Here is a 19,485-nt window from a genome sequence, read left to right as displayed (position 1 = left end):
AATCATGAAAGGTATCTCAATAACAGGTCTTATACTTTTAGCAGTATCCGCATTACTTTTTTATCTTACTACAGATTTTACTGTTGAAAAGATTACCATTTCACATGTAATGGGCGTAATGGCGGGAATTGGAATTGGACTTATCATTGGTGGAATGATTGGCTATGTAAGCAAAGGTTCAGCAATAAAAGCTGAGCAGCAAAGAAAAGAATTTAAACAGCTTCAAAAAGATAAAGAAGAACTGGAAAAACAAGCAGCGGTAATTGCGCAGCGAGAAGCCGAGCTTGAATATAAAAAAAATCCTCAAATTTAATTTGAGGATTTTTTTTATATAGTATAAAATTTTAATTAAAATTTATATCCTAAACCAAGCATAAAAAGACTTGATCGGTTGTCATAGTCGATTTCCTGACTAGATCCGGCAACACTGTTGATGAATTTTCTCTGATCTTTCGAAAAAGCACCTTCATATTTTGCTGAAAGAATAATTTTCTTGATTTCACTCTGAAAACCTAACTGATAACCAACTGTAAATTCTTTAGCATCAACTTTCTGTACAAAGCTCCCGAAATTATCTCCTTTAGCAAGATTGAAACTTCCTACAGGTCCTGCGTAAGCACTTAAAAGATCTCCCAGAACATTTACACCAACCAAAACAGGAATATCTACTCTGCTGCTTTTTGCTTTAATTGTAGTTGCTTGTGCGTTAATATCATTTGCTACAGTTACTTCATTGCTGAAATTGCTGTAATAAACTTCCGGCATCAAATATAACGCAGTTGGCAAGTCGATTTTCATAGATAAACCAACATTGAAACCTGTGATATTTTTCCCTTTCTGTTCTACGGCATTGGTTGTTGCAGCTTTAAGATTTTTCCATGATGCAGAGCTTGTAGGTATCAAAACATTTGCCTTTGCTGCAAGAGAAATCTGTGCTGAAGCAAACATTGAAAAGCTTAATAATGCAATGCTAATTATTTTTTTCATTGTCGTCAATTTTAGTAATGGTATTTTCTATGGTTTTATGATTTTCTAGCAGATATTCTCTCAGTTCTTTAAATAATTCTGATGAATAAACGAAGTCAATCAGATTTTTATTGCCTGCGGTAATCAGGATGTCTTTATTACCTTCCCATTCTTTAATTCCTAATCTCAGATAAACAATTTTTTCACCAATTGTCATTACCGAGTTCATATCGTGGGTATTGATAATGGTCGTTGTATTATATTCTTTTGTGATTTCAAGTAGAAGATCATCAATTACATTAGAAGTATAAGGATCTAGTCCTGAATTTGGCTCATCACAGAAGAGATATTTAGGGTGATTTACAATTGCTCTCGCGATCGCAACACGTTTCTGCATTCCCCCGGAAATCTCGGATGGAAATTTTCTGTTCGCTTTATCTAAATGTACTCGACCGATTACCTCAAAAACTCTTCTTTTCTTTTCTCTGAAAGTTAAATTGGTAAACATATCAAGCGGAAACATGATGTTTTCCTCAACGGTTAACGAATCAAAGAGTGCACTTCCCTGAAATAAAGTTCCAATTTCAGAACGCAAATGTTGTTTTTCTTCACGGTTCATTACATTGATATCTCTTCCGTCAAAAAGAATCTCTCCTGATGATGGCTGATAAACATTTAATAAACTTTTCAGGAAAACGGTTTTTCCGGATCCACTTTGTCCGATTATAAGATTTGTCTTTCCTTTTTCGAAAGTCGTTGAAATTCCTTTAAGCACTTCAACATCACCAAAACTCTTTTTAAGATCTTTTACCTCAATCATCAGCTTAATATTAATTGTGTTAAAATTAATTCGGAAATAATGATAAAAACCATCGTCCAAACCACAGCTTGTGTACTTGCTCTACCAACTTCAAGTGAACCACCTTTCACAAAATATCCGAAGTATGAAGGGACTGTTGCAATAACAAATGCAAAAACAATTGTTTTGGTAAATGCATAAATGATAAAAAGATTAGGCATATACATCTGAATTCCGGTGATATAATCTGCCGTTGTCCAGTTTCCGGTAAGCATTCCTGCAATATAACCGCCTCCAATACCAAAAACAATACTGATGGCAATCAAGATTGGATTAAAAATAAGACAAGCTATAATTTTTGGTAAAATCAGGAAGTTGGGAGAGTTGACTCCCATAATATCTAGTGCATCAATCTGTTCAGAAACACGCATTGTTCCGATAGTTGATGCAATATAGGATCCTACTTTTCCTGCAAGAATTAAACTGATAATAGTTGGTGCAAATTCAAGAACTAAAACTGCTTTGGTTGCATAACCTACAAAAGAGGTCGGTATTGGGAATGAGGATGCATCAAAATTATTAAACATCTGAATGGCAACAACTGCTCCCACGAAAATAGAAGTGAAGGTGACCAATCCGAAAGAATTGACTCCCAAATCATTGATCTCTCTCATAAAAAGCTTCCAGAAAACTCTCATTTTTTGGGGCTTTTGAAGAGATTTACCGATCAGGATCATGTATTCACCTATGGCTGTAAAAAACTTTTTTAACATTCTGCTAAATTAGACTATTTTTATTTATTTTACTTTGCATTTTTGTCACCAACTATTACCAAAACAATGGTTTTTAAGATGATAATCATATCCATTACAAAACTCCAGTTTCTTATGTAAAAGGCATCTGCAAGAATACGCTTATTCATCTCAACTTCAACTTGTCCTGAATCTCCGCGAAAACCGCTTACCTGAGCTAAACCAGTTATTCCCGGGCTTGCCAAACTTCTCAAAGTATATCTTCCGATCTTCGGTTTGTAATAATTATCCACAGCAAGCATATGAGGTCTTGGTCCTACGACCGACATTTCACCCTTTAAAACATTGATGAATTGCGGCATTTCATCTAAACTTGTTCTCCTCAGAAATTTTCCGATCTTGGTAATTCTCCTGTCATTATGCTCAGTTGTCTTTGTTGATGAATCATCATTTACAACCATGGTTCTGAATTTAATACAATTAAAAACTTCCTCATGAAAACCATATCTTTTCTGTACAAAAAAAACGGGACCTTTCGAGCTCCTTTTAATCAAAAATGCAATGACAGGAAACAGCCAAGAACAAATCAAAACTAAGACCAATATCGAAAATATAACGTCGAATATTCGTTTTAGCAAAAAATTAGAATAAAAATCCAAAGGATATTTCCCTTGATTTAAAACCGGCTGAGTTTCTATATAACCCAAATCAAAAAAGAAATAATCGTTTTGAGAAATATTCGGGACTAATGAAATATGTACCTTGTGAGTTTCTGCTAATCTGAAAATCTCATCTCTGGTATGATCTGAAAACGGGTTTTCTGTCGGGATAAATAAGGTGTGGATACCATTAGATTTCCAGAATTTAATAAGATCATCAGAATTAATCTTTGATGAATCATATTTAAACATTTTATATCCGTAATCTTTTCTTTCTTTAAGGATGTTTTTCAATGTTTCGGTAGATTCATCTTCGTACAAAAACATGACATTTCTATGGTTGATACCTAAAGATCGAAGGTATTTAATGATAAAATAAACAATCGACTTTATAAAAATTACAGATGAAAAGAGATAAAGCGAAAACCAGGTAAGTTGAGAACTGAAAAACTGGTTGTTGCTGACTTTTCTGATCAGAATCAATCCGATTATAAATAAAAGAAAATGCACGACAACACGTTCTACAAAAATTATATAGGTTAAATTTCTGGCAATATTATATATTTTTGTTCTTCCGCTCAATAATATCCAGAAAGAAAAAAGCAATAAAAGAGAAAACGAATTTTGGGATACCAAATCTTCATCATGCACCAGATCAGGATTTCTGTTGAGGAAATACAAAATAAAAACTCCTGCAATCACCAAAAGGTCAAGCAGGATGATAAGTGTTTTTAAATATCTGGAATACCGGATTCTTTGCATCTAATAAAATGAATGATACAGAGGCTAAATTAAGGAAATTTTATGGAATATTCAGATATTTATGCGTCTGAACTGAAGCTTGCCATCGCGGGTTTGCAAGAATGAAATCAGTAATTTTCGGATACATTTCGTCTCGCTTGCTCCACTCACTTTGAAGATAAAGTTTGCAGTTTTCAGAAACTTTTGAAGCTTGTTCCTCAGCAAATTTAAAATCGTTATTGTTAAAAATAATCATTTTCAATTCATGAGCTTTAGTATAAATTTCCTGCTTTGGAAGTCCTGTCTTTTTAGGCGAAAGGGTAATCCAATCCAAATGTCCGCTCATTGGGTAAGCTCCCGAAGTCTCTATATGAACGGTACATCCAAGCTCTTTTAATTTGGATGTCAAGATATCTAAATTCCACATCAATGGTTCACCACCGGTTAACACTACAATCTTGCAATGTCTTGCTGCAATTTCTGCAATTTCTTCTGCATTCATTAAAGGATGAAGATCAGGATTCCAGCTCTCCTTCACATCGCACCAATGACAACCGACATCGCAGCCACCCAATCTGATGAAATAGGCTGCTTTTCCGGTGTGTGCTCCTTCTCCCTGAATCGTGTAAAAATGCTCCATCACAGGGAGCATTCTACCTTCATTCAATAAAATATCTTCTTCTTTATTCATTTTAAATTAGTCGTTATAGACCGAAGTTTTGTAAGCAATAATGGTGTTTTTCATTAACATTGCTCTTGTCATGGGACCAACTCCTCCCGGAACAGGCGTGATCCAGCTTGCCTTTGCAGCACAACTGTCAAAATCCACATCACCCGCTAAATAATATCCTTTTGGAGAGTCGTCATCTACTCTTGTAATTCCAACGTCAACAATTACCGCTCCGTCTTTGATCATTTCGCCTTTTAAGAAATGAGGATCACCTAAAGCTGTAATTACAATATCTGCCTTTTTAGTATATTCTTCGATGTCTTTTGTGTAAGAATGAGTCAAAGTTACTGTTGAATTTCCCGGAAAGTCTTTTCTTCCCATTAAGATACTCATTGGTCTTCCGACGATTTTACTTCTTCCGATGATGACACAGTCTTTACCCTTTGTTTCAATATTATATCTTTCCAATAATGTTAAAATTCCGAATGGAGTTGCGGGTAAAAATGTATCCATTTCCAAAGCCATTTTTCCGAAATTGGTAGGGTGGAAACCGTCAACGTCTTTTCTTGGATCGATCGCGTTAATGATTTTCTCCTGATCGACTTGATCTGGTAAAGGCAATTGAACGATAAAACCATCAACAGATTTATCCTTATTAAGTTCCTCAATTTTTTCCAGTAATTCAGATTCAGAAACCGTGCTTGGAAATTTCACTAAGCTCGATTGAAAACCAACTTCTTCACAGTCTTTCACTTTAGCATTTACATAAGCCTTGCTCGCTCCGTTATTTCCAACAAGAATGGCAACCAAATGTGGTGCTCTTCTTTTGTTTGCAATGATTTTATCAACTTCAACCTTGATTTCTGCCTTGATTTCTTTGGAAACTTTTAATCCGTCAAGAATTTCTGCCATTTTTATTTTATTACTTTTTATTATTAGATTTTAAGGATATTTTTCAGGATTCTGATGAGTGCAGAAAACGGAGAGGATGTTTACAACTTGATCTCTCTCATCTATGTCATAAAAAATCAAGTATGGCAACTTCTTCAAAGGTATTGCTCTTACATTTTCATATTTGACAACGAAAAAAGGATTTGTTTGTAACGATTTGTAAGCATCAAGTAATCTCTTCCTAAAGTTCTTTGCGGCACTCTGAGATTGTGTTCTGTAATATCTGATGGCGTCATCAATATTATTATTAGCAATAGGAGAAACTACAATCTTAAATGCCATACTTTTCTGAAATTTTCTTTAATGATTCAAATGCATCTACGGATTTTGATCTGTCTTGTTTCAAAGCTTCGTCAATCGCCTTTTTCATCTCATCAGTCAACTCAAAATCGTCTTCATCTTTCACAAATGCAATTCTCATCTTTTGAAGAAGGTTTTCCATAAATGTTTCCTCTTCTTTATTTTTAATGTGTATTGTAATGGTACTCATGATTCTATTTTTAATCAAAATTAATGAAAATCTCTAAAACTTATTTGTTTGACTTATAATAATTAATCAACCCATTTGTTGAAGAATCATGAGAACTAACTGCCTCACCATTTTCCAATTCCGGTAAGATTTTATTTGCTAAAACTTTTCCTAATTCTACTCCGAACTGATCAAAACTGAAAATATTCCAGATTACTCCCTGAACAAATATTTTGTGTTCATATAATGCAATCAACTGTCCTAATGAAAAAGGAGTTAATTCGTTAATCATTAATGAGTTTGTAGGAGTGTTTCCGTGGAAAACTTTATAATTTAATAAGAAATCAATTTCTTCTTCAGATTTTCCTGAAGCCTTCAATTCTTCTTCAACTTCTTCTTCCGTTTTTCCGAAAGCAAGTGCTTCAGTCTGAGCAAAAAAGTTTGCCAACAATTTATCCTGATGATCAGAAACTTTGTTTGGGCTTTTCGCATACGCAATAAAATCTGCAGGAATCAACTCTGTTCCTTGGTGAATCAGTTGGTAGAAAGCGTGTTGTCCGTTAGTTCCAGGTTCTCCCCAAATGATTGGTCCTGTTTCATATTCTACAAATTCACCGTTTCTGTCAACACATTTTCCGTTGCTTTCCATATCGCCTTGTTGAAGATATGCTGCAAACCTGTCTAAATATTGAGAGTAAGGTAAAATTGCATAAGTTGTTGCCGCATAGAAATTTCGATACCAAATTCCTAAAAGTCCCATCAAAACAGGAACGTTTTCAGCAAAATCTGCGGTTTGAAAATGTTGATCTGTATTTTCAGCACCTTTTAATAATTGTTCGAAATTCTCATACCCTACTGAAAGAACGATACTTAAGCCAATCGCGCTCCATAGTGAATATCTTCCTCCGACCCAATCCCAGAATTCAAATATGTTTTCTTCTGCGATTCCGAAGTCTTTAACTGCTTGAACATTAGTTGATAAAGCCACAAAGTGTCTTGCTACATCTTCCTGTTTTCCTGCTTTTAAGAACCAGTCTTTTGCTGAGTTTGCATTAGTCATCGTTTCCTGAGTCGTAAATGTCTTGGAAGCAATGATAAATAAAGTTGTTTCAGGATTTAAATCTTTTACAACTTCAGCAATATGATTTCCGTCTACGTTTGAAACGAAACGAACATTTAATCTTGTTTTAAAATGTTTTAAAGCCGAAACCACCATTACAGGTCCCAAATCTGAACCTCCAATTCCGATGTTCACAACATCAGTAATTTCTTTTCCTGTAAAACCTTTATGCTCTCCTGAAATTACGCTGTCAGAAAAAGTTTTTATGTGATCAAGAACTCTTTTGATCTGAGGCTTGATATTTTCACCGTCTACCAGAATTTCTTTATCAGAAAAATCTCTTAAAGCCGTATGCAAAACTGCTCTTCCTTCTGTTTCGTTGATTTTATCACCGGAAAACATTTTAGAAATTGCATCCTTCAACTGACATTCTTCTGCTAAATCTAGTAAAAGCTGTTTAGTTTCAGCAGTGATTAAATTTTTAGAATAATCGAAAAGGAAATTTTCTCTTTTTACTGAAAATTCATTAAAGCGTTCAGCATTATATTGAAAAAGACTTCGCAGTTCAAAGTCATTGTTGGCAAAATGTTCCTCAAGTGCTTCCCAGCTGTTAGTTTGTGTAGGGTTTATTTTTGATAGCATAAAAGTCTAGAAATTAAAATTTTAGGGCTTAGAATTTTGACGTGAAATCCGCTGAATCCTTATGCCGAATTATTGATTTGCAAATTTACGGAATTTTACACCAATGATGTTAATTGAGGATTAAAAATCGACGTAAAAGAGAATTTTGATTATCTGAAATCAAGGATTTTAACAATTGAAAATAAAAAAAACCTCCACAAAAATGCAGAGGTTCCAAAAAATCTATGTTGATAACTCAAAAGTTAGGATGCCGGATTTTGTTCTTTAAAAGTTTGATTAACTTTCTTTTTAGATTGAATTTTTCTGTAAAAGTAAAATCCAAAACCTGAAATTAATAGAAGCGGCCAAATCATTATTAACCCAACAACAATTCTTTGTATTAAATAAAATCCCTCTACAAAAGCGTTTTTTGCACTGTAAAAGAAAGCGAACTTATATTTATTGTCACTGTTAGTTGTATTTGTTATCGCAATTTCTGCGACACGAAGTTTTGGTTCTTTGATGAAAATATCAACGGTGCTGTATTTTAAATTATCCGTAACATCCAGATTGGCGAGCTGTTGCTGATTTTCTTCAGACATATTATCATCATTCATTTTCACTTTGTCTTTTGTGGTTTTGAGTTCAGAAATATTTTCGCCGGTTTTTTTGATTCTTTTTCCTTCCATTTCTGCGTATTTAATGCCTGCAGTCACATCTTCTGCATTGATGACTCTTGAATTGAGAAAGAGTTTTTTATTATTGATGAAAGTCAAAAGGTCACCCAGTTTTTCGGTAGGAACTCTTACCTGCATTGAGTTTTCAGTTTGATATTTCTTCACAAGCATTGCTTCTTTGTCTGACGTGTTGTAAGAATCCTCTGAAACAACATTACTTCGCAAATTGCTATTGGTAACGAAGCCTCCCAAATCCTGAACCGATTTTTCAATAGAAATTGTTGCATCATAAACATCTTTTACTTCCATGTTGACTTCTGCTGTTTTAATGAATTGCTTGTCTTTCACTTTCATTGTTGCTACCGAAGATATTTCCTTGGAGACTGCTGCAGAATCCGCGCTTGTAGCAACTTCATAATCACTTACGGATGCTTCTCCTTTTTTGCAAGAATAAACTCCTAATATAAGAACTGTGGCTAATGATAATTTGATGTAAGTAGTTTTCATATGTAATATTTATTGGTTTTAAATTAATATGAAATCACTATTTTGATTTCACTCATTAAATGAAATATGTTAAAGCGATTTCAAATTGCAATTTTTTTCTGTTTTGTTTAGTTCAAAGTTCAAGCGTAATCATTTGTAATGTTTGAAAATGGAAAGTAAAAACTTGTAAATGAATTATTTCAGTTTAAGTTGTTAAAAGTCAAATGTTTGTAAAATTGAATTTGCTTTATGTATGGTATTCGGATTGATTTTTGCTTGATTTTTACAAATAAATCACAACTATTATTATGTCTAATACATTTTCAAAAATCAGAAATGCCATAGAATTATTCAAATCAATCGATTTTGATCAGCTGGGCGAAATTTCACAAAAAGTAAATCTCCCAAAACTCATGGAAAATTTTTCCAAATTGGATGAGAAACAATTGAACGGAATGATGAAAATGCTTGATCCGAATAAAAAAAAGAAAGAACTGCCACCAATTGATGGAGATTTCTACGATGTCTATCATACTTTGACTCCTGAGCAAAGAGAAGTTCAGCAAAAAGTAAGAGAGTTTATGGAAAAAGAGGTTAAACCCTTGGTTAATCACTATTGGTTAAGAGACGAATTTCCGCATGAGTTAATTCCAAAATTTCAGAAACTTGATATTTGTGGCGTAACATATCAAGGTTACGGTTGCAAAGGAATGCCATTTTTAATGGAAGGTGTCATCGCTATGGAAATGGCGAGGGTTGATGCATCAATTGCTACTTTCTTTGGAGTTCAGTCGGGTTTATCGATGGGTTCAATTTATATTTGCGGATCGGAAGAACAAAAACAAAAATGGCTTCCTCAAATGCAAAAGTTTGAAAAAATCGGAGCATTTGGATTGACGGAGCCGGAAGTTGGTTCAGGAGCTGCAGGAGGTTTAACGGTGACCTGCAAAAAAACTGCTGAAGGCTGGATTTTAAATGGACAAAAAAAATGGATCGGAAACGCAACTTTTGCAGATTTAATTATTATTTGGGCAAGAGATTTAGATGACGGTGAAGTGAAAGGTTTTATCGTTGAAAAAGATAATCCCGGATATTCTGTTGAGAAAATCAAAGGAAAAATGGCGTTGAGAATCGTTCAGAACGGTTTGGTCACCTTAAAAGAATGCTTAATCACAGAAGAAAACAGGCTTCAAAATGCCAATTCATTTAAAGATACGGCAAAAGTTTTGAGAATGACAAGAGCGGGAGTTGCCTGGATGGCTACTGGTTGTGCGAGAGGAGCTTACGAAAGTGCTTTAGACTATACGAGAAAGAGAGAGCAATTCGGAAAACCTATTGCCTCATTTCAGATGATTCAGGGACATTTAGTAGAAATGTTGTCGAATTTAACGGCGATGCAAACCATGGTTTTCAGACTTTCTGAAATGCAGGATGAAGATATTTTAAAAGATGAACACGCTTCGTTAGCTAAAGTTTTTTGTACGATGAGAACCAGAGATATCGTCTCAAGAGCAAGGGAAGTTTTAGGCGGAAACGGAATTTTGCTGGAATATGATGTCGCGAGATTCGTAGCCGATGCAGAAGCTATTTATTCTTACGAAGGAACAAAAGAAATTAATTCGCTGATTGTCGGTAGATCAATCACGGGATTCAGCGCATTTGTATAATTTGAATGGTCAATGGTTAATTCGGTTTGCTTGTCAATTTTAAAAATTCATTTGCGAAGCAAAATTCACCATTGACCATTGACTTTTTATTTAACTAAAGCTTTATATTTTTCTTTATTGTCAATAATCATCCAGAGATTTATCAGAAACAAAACTCCGGCAATAGACATTCCAGAAGTTGATTTGTCTATTGTGAAAATGTGAAGGACAATTCCAACCATCACTGGTAAAATAATAATTGCGCCTAAAGCCCTCGTTTTCGGGAAGATAAACAATAATCCTCCAACAATTTCTACGGCTCCAACTAATGGCATTAACCAATGCAGCTGATTGAATGCTTCAAAAATTTTCATTTGCTCCGGCGTAGGTTTCGGCATTGGCATGTAATTGAGAAATTTGTTTAATCCGGCATTGATAAACATCAATCCGAAAAGCAAACTGATAATGAATTTTACGATTTTCATGATATTGATTTTTATCAAATTTAAATAAAAATTTAATTCGTTGATAAAAATTGAAAAAATTTTAAAGCTGATAATCAAATTGCCAAAATCCTAATCCATTTCCTTTAAAGTAATATTCTTCGATATTTTATAGCTTTTCTTCCTTTTATGAGGCTTTTCGTCTTCACCTAAAAGTCTTCCCCAAGGTTGCAGACCTTCCACGCGTTCAAAAACAATTTTAATGATCGCAATTGCCGGAATACAAAGAAACATTCCCGAAATTCCCCAAAGATGTTCTCCCAAAAGAATTCCGATAAAAGAAAATAATGCGTTGATTTTTACTTTTGAACCCACTACGAATGGAAGTATAATATTTCCATCAATCACATGCACGATAACATAGCCGATTGCAACATAGATACAGCTGGAAACTGTTCCTGTTGCAAATGCAATAAAGCAGGAAATTAAAAGCGAAATGCAAATTCCAATGTATGGAATCACGTTTAATAATCCCGTTAAGACTCCAAGCAAAACGGCATATTTTACTCCCAAAATTGTCAAAACAGTAGTTGCTAAAACTGAAACGATAACAATCTGAAGACAAAGTCCAATAATATATCTTTTGGTCATAATTCGCACTTCAGAAACAACTTCCTGAACACTGGCTTTATGTTTTTCATTAAAAACATTGACAATGAAATTATTTAAAATCCTTCTGTAATTTAAAATAAAGATGAAAAACAAGATGAAAAATGCCAGAAATCCCAAGCTTGAAGAAAAAATCCCGAAAGTAAATCCTAAAATTATTCCTGATGAAGAAAGAAGTTTGCCTAAACCTTGATCAAGATAATCAAGCTGTTCGTCAATTTTCACATTAAAAGTATGTGAAACCCAAGTCTGAAGATTATGAAAAACCGTATTAAACTGTTTGGTTAAATGCGGTAGATCGCGGCTGAAACTTGAGATTTGTGATCCAAAAAAATAAATTAACCCCGTCAGAATAACCAACATCATCGTGACAGAGATTATGGTGGAGATTGATCTCGGCAATTTTAATCTTTTCTCAAAAAAATTAGCAATCGGCAAAAAAAGCATCGCCATTAGAAATGCTAAAAAAAATGGAGCTAAAATGCTTTGCCCCAATTTGATGAGGTATCCTATTCCAATGATCGAAATAACCGCTAAAGCTAGTCTAAGGAGAAAAGGAAGTTTAAAAAAATTCATGATAAAGTTTTTCTACACATAACAAAAACCTCACCGTTTCTGATGAGGTTTTATATTTTATTGCTAAAAAACTATTTTTCGATAGCGAGTTCAAGAACTTCGGTCATCCAGTTTACATAGTTTACTTTCAGGTTCTTCAGGTAATCCTGTTTGATCTCTTCTACATCTTTTCTGTTGGCTTCACAAAGGATTACTTCTTTGATCCCCGCTCTTGTTGCGGCAAGTAATTTCTCTTTGATTCCGCCTACAGGAAGCACTTTTCCTCTTAAAGTAATTTCGCCTGTCATTGCCAAATGAGGTCTTACTTTTTTATTTCTGAAGGTAGAAACCATCGAAGTCAGCATTGCAATTCCCGCAGAAGGTCCGTCTTTCGGGGTTGCGCCTTCAGGAACGTGAACGTGGATGTTTTTCTTTTCCAAATCATCTTCTGTAATTCCTAAATCTTCGTGTTTTGCCTTGATATATTCCAAAGCAATCGTTGCAGATTCTTTCATTACCGTTCCAAGATTTCCGGTCATAGTCAGATTTCCTTTTCCGTTGCTGGTAATACTTTCTATAAATAAAATATCTCCGCCAACGCTCGTCCAGGCCAATCCGGTTACAACTCCCGGAACATCAGTTAATTCAGATAAGCTTTTCGGTCTTGGAACACCTAAAATTTCGTCTACTTTTTCGATGGAAATTTTAGCGTTATATTCTTTTACCAAAGCAGTTTGCAAAGCTACCCATCTTGCAATTCCGGCAATTCTTTTTTCTAAAGATCTTACACCGCTTTCAGAAGTATGAGCTTCTATAATATGTTTCAGTTCAGCATTTCCAAGTTTGAAAGATTTCGCCGTCAAACCATTTTCGTCCTGCTGTTTTTTAATTAAATGTCTCTTTGCGATCTCGATTTTTTCTTCCAATGTATAACCCGCAATCTGAATGATTTCCATTCTGTCTAAAAGTGGAGTCTGAATTGTTGATAAAGAGTTTGCAGTTGCCAAAAACATCACTTTAGACAAATCATAACCCATTTCAAGGAAATTATCATAAAAAGCGTTATTTTGCTCAGGATCAAGAACTTCAAGTAAAGCTGAACTAGGATCACCGTGCATTCCTTTTCCTACTTTATCAATTTCATCTAAAACAATCACCGGATTTGATGTTCCGGATTTCTTAATGGATTGAAGAATTCTTCCCGCCATCGCACCGATATACGTTTTTCTGTGACCACGAATTTCACTTTCGTCATGCAGTCCACCTAAAGAAACGCGTACATATTTTCTTCCTAAAGCATCAGCAACAGATTTTCCTAAAGATGTTTTACCAACTCCGGGAGGTCCTACCAACAATAGAATAGGAGATTTCATGTTATTTTTCAATTTCAAAACAGCCATGTGTTCTAAAATTCTCTTTTTAATATCTTCTAAACCGAAATGAGCTTTATCTAAAACTTTTTCAGCTTTCTCGATGTCAAAAGTGTCTTTGGTGAAGGTTTCCCACGGAAGATCGGTGAAGAAATCCAGGTAATTTCTCTGAACATTATAGTCGGGAGAATTTGGGTTTTGACGTTGAAGTCTTCCAATTTCTTTTTGAAAATGTTCTTCAACTTCGGGTTTCCACTTTTTCTCGCTTCCTTTTTTCAGTAAATCTTCAACATCACTTTCCGGACCACCTCCCAATTCGTCCTGAATGGTTCTGATCTGTTGATTTAGGAAATATTCTCTCTGCTGTTTGTCAAGATCTTTCGAAGTTTTCTGATGGATTTGATTTCTCAATTCCAGTTTTCTGAAATCTTCATGCATCATTTCGTAGCACTTATTGGCTCTTTCCATCAGACTTTTTTCCTCAAGCAGTTTCTGCTTTTCTGAGTAAGGAAAGTTGGCATTTGTACAGATGAAATTCAATAAATCATCGTTGTTATTGATGTTTTTGATGGCGAAGTTGGCTGCATTGGGAATATTTGGATCCAGCTCTATGATTTTTAAAGCTAAATCTTTCACATTTTCTAATAATGCTTCGTATTCTTCTTTATTCTTTGCTTTAGAATCTTTCAGTCTGGTAATTTCGCCTTTATAATAAGGTTGATTTCCTGTGATTTTTTTTATTTTAAACCTTTGAAAACCTTTTGTGATTGCGGTAACATTTCCTTCAGGAAGTTTGATGATTTTTATGATCTTCGCCAAAGTTCCTACCTGATAAAAGTCTTTTTCTGAAGGTTGCTCAATATCAGAGTTTTTCTGACTCACAATTCCTATTAAATCACCGTTTTGCTGTGCTTCTTCAAGTAATTGAATAGACGTTTTTCTCCCTGCTGTAATAGGAATCACCACATTTGGAAACATCACCATATTTCTCACCGGAAGAATCGGAAAAATAACCTGCTCAGTATTTTTTTGACTTTCGTCAATATCAGAAAGATTGATTTCTTCTGCTACAATGTTAAAGCTGTCGCCTAAGATTTCATCAAAATTTATATCTTCAAATTCTGTCATAATAAGTTGAATGACAAATTGTCATTTATAGTTTAAATCGTTAAAGGATAAATCAAAATATGTTTAGGAAATGCTCTACATATAATGTGTACGTAATTTTCACAATACTTATGCCATTTGTTTTTCGATAAAAAATACGGTCAAAATTTCCATTTTGTTCTGATTTGAATTTTAAAAATTAAAAAACCGACTTATATTTCTCTAATTTCTTAAAAATGTGTATTTTCGCACACTGATATAAAACTATATTTATAAAATGGCAATTTTAGGACAGATTAGGAGTAGACCTTGGCTTTTGATGGGAATGATCGCATTGGCGCTTTTAGCGTTTTTGGTAAACCCAGAAAGTCTCGATAAAGTTTTTGGAAAAAATCCTGATGTTTTAGGAAAAGTAAATGGTGAGAAAATTACCCGTGAGGAATATAACGACCAGCTTTTCATATTACAGCAACAAGCTGATCAGCAGCAACAGCCAAAAAGCGGACTTGAAGAGCAGGCTTGGCAATTGCTTGTGCAATCAAAATTGGTAAAACAGCAATTTGAAAAAATGGGATTTGAAATGACAGACGATTTGTTCTGGAGTCAGATTCAGTATGATCAGATGTTTGCTCAAAATCAACAGCTTTTTGACGAAAAAGGAAATTTCAAACTTCAGGAATTGAAGAAGGAAATTGAAACTTTACAAAATACAAACCCTGAAGGTTACAGCCAATGGTTGAAAACCAGAAAAACGATCGAATACAGAATCATGGCAAGACAGGTTTTTGCAAATGTTTCTACAGGAATCACTACAGGTAAAAAAGAGGCTGAAGAATTAATGAAAGAAAGAGATCAGCTTGCTGATATCGATTTTGTAAAAGTTGATTACGCTTCTTATCTTCAAAAAAATAAAATCAAAGTTACTACTGAGGATTTAAAGAAATATATCGATCAGCATCCGGTACAATTTAAAACTGAACCTAGCAGAAATCTTGGAATCGTATTTTTCCCTTCACAGCCAAGTCCTGCAGATGATGCAGCGGTATTGAGAGATATTACAAAAGTATTTTCAGTAGGAACAGACGAAAGTGGTGGAAAAGAAAACTTCATGAATACTACAAACGATTCTATGTTTGTAACTGCAAATTCTGATATTCCTTTCAATAATCAATATGTTCCGGCTAATCAAATGCCTCAAGGTTTAAGAGGTAAAATCGAAACAGCTGCAATTGGTCAGACTTTCGGTCCTTACAAAGAACAGAATTTATATGTTGTTTCTAAATTGATCGACAAGAAAGCTTCAGATTCTACATTGTCTAAGCATATTTTAATTGCATTTAAAGGTGCAGAAAGATCTACAGCAACAAGAACAAAAGAACAGGCTAAGAAAATTGCTGACAGCTTAATGGCAGTAATCAAAGGAAATCCTGCAAAATTTGCAGAAGGTCTTAAGTTATCTGATGAGCCAAATGCGGTTGAAAGAAATGGTAGTGTGGGTTGGACGACTCCTCAAAGTCAGTTTGCTCCTCCATATCTTGCTTTCCTTGCTAGCAATCCTAAAGGTGCGACAGGTTTAACTGAAACAACTTTCGGTTACCACATCATCAACGTAGAAGATAAGAAAGCAGGAACTATGGGGTACAAAGTAGCTCACTTGGTTAAATCTATCAAACCATCTGAAGCTACTGAAGCTGTTGTAGATAAAAATTCAAGAAGATTTATTCAGCAGATACAAGGAAAATCATTCAATGATTTTGTAAATATTGCTAAAAAATCAAACTATCAATATTCAAATGCTAAATCTGCTAAGAGATTTGACGGTCAGTTACAAGGTTTAGGAACTGATAAAGATGGTGAAATTCTTACTTGGGCATTTGATAAGAAAAGAGAAAAAGGAGATTCCGAAATTTTCACAGTTGACGGAACGGGAGATAAAATTGTTGTGTACCTAAACGGCAAACAGGAAAAAGGTCTTGCTGATCCTGAATCTGTAAGAGATCAGATTGAAACTGTTGTGATGAATAAATTGGCAGCTAAGCAGATTTCTGACAAGATTGGTAAAGCGACAAGCTTAGATCAGGTTGCGAAAACTTTCGCTACAACTAAGCAATCTGCGCAGGTAAATATGCTAAACCCATCTGTTGCGGGTGCTATGGAACCTAAAGTTGCTGGTGCTGCATTCGGTGTTAAAAAAGGAGCAATCTCAAATGTTATCGAAGGTGGAACAGGAGTGTATGTTTTAGTTAAAAAGAACGAAACAATCAACAAGCAACCTGGAGATGCTAAACAATTTACAGAATCTGTTACGCAGAGAAATTCTGGAATGTTTGGTCAGGCTTGGTTGAAAAGTTTACAGGATAATGCAGACATCGATGATTACAGAATCGAGATCTGGGGTAAACTTGGAAATCAACAATAAGATCTATAAAATCAACAATATAAAAAGTGGCAGAGTTTTTGCCACTTTTTTTTGTGTTTAACCCATAGCAATTCAGAAAAACATTAATTTAAATGTACTATATTTGCTTACTAGAAAAAATATAAAAAGTGAAGTTCAGTAAAGAAATAAAAGCTGGTTTAATAGCGATCTTAGCTGTTGTCGGCTTTGTCGTTTTGTTCCAATTCATGAAAGGCAGAAGCCTTTTTACTACCGATAATATATTTTACGCAAAATATGATAACGTTGAAGGTCTTACACAGTCTTCTCCGGTATCTATTAACGGGTTGAAAGTTGGTCAGGTTGATAAAATTACTCCGCAGACAGCAAAAGATGGAAAAATTCATTTCATCGTAAAAATTACTGTTGACGATAATTTTGAATTTTCGAAAAATTCAAACCTTGAGATTTTTGAACCAAGCTTAATGGGCGGTAAAGAAATGAGAGTAAATCTGTTTTATGGTGGTCCGATCGCAAAAGATGGGGATACTTTAAAAGGTGCTTTCAAATTAGGAATGATGAATAGTCTTTCTTCTCAGGTGGGTCCGGTAAAAGATCAATTACAAACTGTTCTGCACAGAGTTGACTCTTTAATGGTAAATGCAAATCAGGTAATGAATGAGCAAAACAGAGAGGAAATAAAGATTTTACTTCACAATCTTAACAAAACTGTTGGTGCTTTAGAAACCACAGCTGGAAGTGTAAACAGATTAGTTGGAAACAATGACCCTAAATTACAGAAAGTTCTTGATGAAGCTAGTCTAACCATGAAAAGCGGTAAGGTTACTTTAGATAAATACGGTAATTTGGCTGAAAGCATCGATACACAAAAACTGAATGCAACGATTGCCAATTTAGATAATACCGTAGGTCAGTTAAACAAAGTAGTTTCTGGAATTGACAGAGGAGAAGGAAGTTTAGGTAAAATTATGAAAGATGATCAATTGTACAACAATCTGAATGCTGCATCTAATAATCTGAATTCTCTGATCGAAGATTTAAAAGCCAATCCTAAGAAGTACGTTAATTTCTCAGTATTCGGTAAGAACAGTAAAGACTAATCATCTTATGCAATATCTTGACAATATTATTTTTCTGATTCTATTAGTTGCAGGTTTTGGACTATTCGGAAAAAGCCTTCTTAAGATTTATAGAAATATCAGATTAGGAAGAGAAATCAACCGCAGCGACAGAAAAGCAGAACGTTGGGAAACCATGGCTCGTGTAGCGATGGGACAAAGCAGAATGGTGAAAAGACCTGTCGCAGGTATTCTTCACCTTTTCGTGTATGTAGGTTTTGTGATTATTAATATCGAATTACTTGAAATCATTGTTGATGGAATCTTCGGAACACACAGATTTTTAGCAACAATTTTTGGACATACTTTTTACAATATTTTCACGGCAACACTGGAGGTTTTAGCAATTCTTGTTATCATCGGTGTTGTATTATTTTTTATCCGGAGAAATTTCTATGGAGTTAAGCGATTAACGATGAAAGAGCTTTTCGGGTGGCCAAAGAATGATGCCAACTGGATTTTGATCATCGAATTTGCTTTGATGGTTTTTTTCTTTACGATGAATTCATCAGATCTTATCTTACAACAAAGAGGTGTTTTGCCGGAACATGGAAGTTTTCCTATCAGTCAGATGACATTAGTTCCATTTTTGGAGATTTTCAGTTTCGATAACGGGTTTTTAATTTTTGTTGAAAGATCAGCTTGGTGGTTGCACTTTGTGGGAATTCTGTTCTTCATGAATTATCTTTATTATTCAAAACATTTACATATTATTTTAGCATTCCCAAGTACTTGGTATGCGAATTTAGATTTATATGGGAAGTTTAATAATTTAGATTCAGTAACAGCTGAAATCAAATTAATGATGGATCCAAATGCAGATCCTTACGCCGCTCCGGCCGAAGGTTCTGTCGCAGAAGCACCGTCAAAATTTGGTGCTGAAGATGTTTTTGATTTAAATCAGGTTCAGCTTTTGAATGCGTATTCTTGTACAGAATGTGGTCGCTGTACTTCGGTTTGTCCGGCAAATATTACAGGTAAAAAACTTTCTCCAAGATTGATTTTAATGAAAACCAGAGATCGTCTGGAAGAAGTTGGAAGAAATATTGATAAAAACGGGAAGTTTGAAGATGACGGTAAGAAATTACTGAACGATTATATTACGAAAGAAGAGCTTTGGGCTTGTACCACTTGTAATGCATGTACCGAAGCTTGCCCGGTTTTGCTTGATCCGCTTTCTATCATTTTCGAAATGAGAAGATTCTTAGTAATGGAACAGTCTGCTGCTCCACAGGAATTAAATCTGATGATGACTAATGTTGAAAACAATGCTGCACCTTGGCAATACAATCAGGCAGATCGTCTCAATTGGGCAAAAGATTAATTAA

18 protein-coding genes are annotated in these 19,485 nt (G+C 34.6%); 5 read left to right on the top strand and 13 right to left on the bottom strand.

Annotated features, from left to right (window positions below):
* Window positions 1–4 precede the first annotated feature (4 nt).
* Window positions 5–313 (top strand): hypothetical protein, encoded by a 309-nt coding sequence (locus NZ698_RS08865; RefSeq protein ID WP_263002756.1) that lies wholly within the window; start codon window positions 5–7, stop codon window positions 311–313.
* A 35-nt stretch (window positions 314–348) separates the two neighbouring features.
* Here NZ698_RS08865 and NZ698_RS08860 read toward each other — a convergent pair whose 3' ends face one another.
* From NZ698_RS08860 to NZ698_RS08815, 10 genes are all read right to left on the bottom strand, one after another.
* Window positions 349–987: an outer membrane beta-barrel protein gene (locus NZ698_RS08860; protein ID WP_263002755.1), complete on the bottom strand. Its 639-nt coding sequence runs from the start codon at window positions 985–987 to the stop codon at window positions 349–351.
* The gene (locus NZ698_RS08855) at window positions 971–1,786 is read right to left on the bottom strand and encodes an ABC transporter ATP-binding protein (protein WP_263002754.1); all 816 of its coding nucleotides are present in this window, start codon (window positions 1,784–1,786) and stop codon (window positions 971–973) included. The genes NZ698_RS08860 and NZ698_RS08855 overlap by 17 nt, the downstream gene beginning before the upstream one ends.
* Window positions 1,786–2,538: an MlaE family ABC transporter permease gene (locus NZ698_RS08850; protein ID WP_263002753.1), complete on the bottom strand. Its 753-nt coding sequence runs from the start codon at window positions 2,536–2,538 to the stop codon at window positions 1,786–1,788. The genes NZ698_RS08855 and NZ698_RS08850 overlap by 1 nt, the downstream gene beginning before the upstream one ends.
* Before the next feature lie 29 nt (window positions 2,539–2,567).
* Window positions 2,568–3,938 carry an exopolysaccharide biosynthesis polyprenyl glycosylphosphotransferase gene (locus tag NZ698_RS08845; protein WP_263002752.1) on the bottom strand — a complete coding sequence of 457 codons (1,371 nt, stop codon included), beginning with the start codon at window positions 3,936–3,938 and terminating at the stop codon, window positions 2,568–2,570.
* A gap of 40 nt (window positions 3,939–3,978) precedes the next feature.
* Window positions 3,979–4,608 (bottom strand): 7-carboxy-7-deazaguanine synthase QueE, encoded by a 630-nt coding sequence (locus NZ698_RS08840; RefSeq protein ID WP_263002751.1) that lies wholly within the window; start codon window positions 4,606–4,608, stop codon window positions 3,979–3,981.
* A gap of 6 nt (window positions 4,609–4,614) precedes the next feature.
* Window positions 4,615–5,499: a bifunctional 5,10-methylenetetrahydrofolate dehydrogenase/5,10-methenyltetrahydrofolate cyclohydrolase gene (locus NZ698_RS08835; RefSeq protein WP_263002750.1), complete on the bottom strand. Its 885-nt coding sequence runs from the start codon at window positions 5,497–5,499 to the stop codon at window positions 4,615–4,617.
* Between the two features lie 30 nt (window positions 5,500–5,529).
* Entirely contained in the window at window positions 5,530–5,820 is a 291-nt protein-coding gene (locus NZ698_RS08830; protein WP_263002749.1) for a type II toxin-antitoxin system RelE/ParE family toxin, read from the bottom strand.
* Window positions 5,810–6,028 carry a hypothetical protein gene (locus NZ698_RS08825; RefSeq protein WP_263002748.1) on the bottom strand — a complete coding sequence of 73 codons (219 nt, stop codon included), beginning with the start codon at window positions 6,026–6,028 and terminating at the stop codon, window positions 5,810–5,812. The genes NZ698_RS08830 and NZ698_RS08825 overlap by 11 nt, the downstream gene beginning before the upstream one ends.
* A gap of 40 nt (window positions 6,029–6,068) precedes the next feature.
* Window positions 6,069–7,709 (bottom strand): glucose-6-phosphate isomerase, encoded by a 1,641-nt coding sequence (gene pgi, locus NZ698_RS08820; protein WP_263002747.1) that lies wholly within the window; start codon window positions 7,707–7,709, stop codon window positions 6,069–6,071.
* A gap of 242 nt (window positions 7,710–7,951) precedes the next feature.
* Window positions 7,952–8,872: a DUF4349 domain-containing protein gene (locus NZ698_RS08815; RefSeq protein ID WP_263002746.1), complete on the bottom strand. Its 921-nt coding sequence runs from the start codon at window positions 8,870–8,872 to the stop codon at window positions 7,952–7,954.
* A gap of 287 nt (window positions 8,873–9,159) precedes the next feature.
* Between NZ698_RS08815 and NZ698_RS08810 the strand changes: the two genes are divergently transcribed.
* Window positions 9,160–10,518 carry an acyl-CoA dehydrogenase family protein gene (locus NZ698_RS08810; protein WP_263002745.1) on the top strand — a complete coding sequence of 453 codons (1,359 nt, stop codon included), beginning with the start codon at window positions 9,160–9,162 and terminating at the stop codon, window positions 10,516–10,518.
* An 86-nt stretch (window positions 10,519–10,604) separates the two neighbouring features.
* Here the strand turns inward: NZ698_RS08810 and NZ698_RS08805 are convergent, their stop codons facing one another.
* The 3 genes from NZ698_RS08805 to lon form a co-directional block, all read right to left on the bottom strand.
* Window positions 10,605–10,982 carry a MauE/DoxX family redox-associated membrane protein gene (locus NZ698_RS08805; RefSeq protein ID WP_263002744.1) on the bottom strand — a complete coding sequence of 126 codons (378 nt, stop codon included), beginning with the start codon at window positions 10,980–10,982 and terminating at the stop codon, window positions 10,605–10,607.
* Window positions 10,983–11,072: 90 nt separating this feature from the next.
* The gene (locus tag NZ698_RS08800; RefSeq protein ID WP_263002743.1) at window positions 11,073–12,185 is read right to left on the bottom strand and encodes an AI-2E family transporter; all 1,113 of its coding nucleotides are present in this window, start codon (window positions 12,183–12,185) and stop codon (window positions 11,073–11,075) included.
* Between the two features lie 71 nt (window positions 12,186–12,256).
* Entirely contained in the window at window positions 12,257–14,662 is a 2,406-nt protein-coding gene (gene lon / locus NZ698_RS08795; RefSeq protein ID WP_263002742.1) for an endopeptidase La, read from the bottom strand.
* A 256-nt stretch (window positions 14,663–14,918) separates the two neighbouring features.
* Here lon and NZ698_RS08790 point away from each other — a divergent pair, with 256 nt between their 5' ends.
* The 3 genes from NZ698_RS08790 to NZ698_RS08780 all read left to right on the top strand — a co-directional run bounded on the left by NZ698_RS08790 (window position 14,919) and on the right by NZ698_RS08780 (window position 19,481).
* On the top strand, window positions 14,919–17,060 hold the full coding sequence (locus NZ698_RS08790) for a peptidylprolyl isomerase (RefSeq protein ID WP_263002741.1): 2,142 nt from the start codon (window positions 14,919–14,921) through the stop codon (window positions 17,058–17,060).
* A gap of 128 nt (window positions 17,061–17,188) precedes the next feature.
* Window positions 17,189–18,139, top strand: coding sequence for an MlaD family protein (locus tag NZ698_RS08785; RefSeq protein WP_263002740.1), 951 nt, complete (start codon window positions 17,189–17,191; stop codon window positions 18,137–18,139).
* 7 nt (window positions 18,140–18,146) lie between these two features.
* Window positions 18,147–19,481 carry a 4Fe-4S dicluster domain-containing protein gene (locus NZ698_RS08780; protein WP_263002739.1) on the top strand — a complete coding sequence of 445 codons (1,335 nt, stop codon included), beginning with the start codon at window positions 18,147–18,149 and terminating at the stop codon, window positions 19,479–19,481.
* Window positions 19,482–19,485 lie beyond the last annotated feature (4 nt).

The sequence above is a fragment of the Chryseobacterium edaphi genome (assembly GCF_025628985.1).
GTDB classification, from domain to species: domain Bacteria; phylum Bacteroidota; class Bacteroidia; order Flavobacteriales; family Weeksellaceae; genus Chryseobacterium; species Chryseobacterium edaphi.
Note: the sequence above shows the minus strand (reverse complement) of the source record. Positions and strands in the feature narration are given on the sequence as shown.